1 protein-coding gene is annotated in these 543 nt (G+C 39.6%); it reads left to right on the top strand.

The annotated features are described in order from the left end of the window. Positions 1–543: helix-turn-helix domain-containing protein (locus tag ACYVRH_RS15140; protein ID WP_461257675.1), on the top strand; the 543-nt coding region annotated here is incomplete at both ends.

Raw genomic sequence — 543 nt, 5'->3', positions numbered from 1 at the left:
AAACTTTCTGGAAACGGGCTTCTTGTTTTTGCGCTGATTTACAGTTTTTCTAATGTCGGGAAAAAGGAATTCCATGGCAGTGCCGGTTATATTGCCTCTGCTTTAAATATGAGCCGCAGAACGGTTGCCAGTACCTTAAAATCTTTGACCGACAATGGACTGATTAAGAAAAAAACAACAGGGCGGTATTGCAATTATTCTGTCCCACCTGTGCAAAATTTGCACACATCATGCGCTTCACCTGTGCAAAATTTGCACACATCATGCGCTTCACCTGCGCAAAATTTGCACACTACCTGTGAAAATTTTGCACACCATATTAAAGATATAAGTAAAGTAGATAGTAGTAGTGGTAATGAAAAAATTACTACTACGGATAAATTTATTAATGCTTGTAAAAAAGCCGGTTTCTCCCCAGGCAGAAAAAAGGTTGCTGAAATCCTGAAATCCGGTATTGATCCTTCTTGGCTTTCCGGGGCTTTTACATATCCTGAATACATTGCAGAGGCGATACAAGAAAACTACCCGAATAATCCGCAAAAT

This window comes from Treponema sp. R80B11-R83G3 (assembly GCF_054786115.1).
The sequence above is the reverse complement of the archived record's forward strand: the minus strand, read 5'-3'. Positions and strand labels throughout refer to the sequence as shown.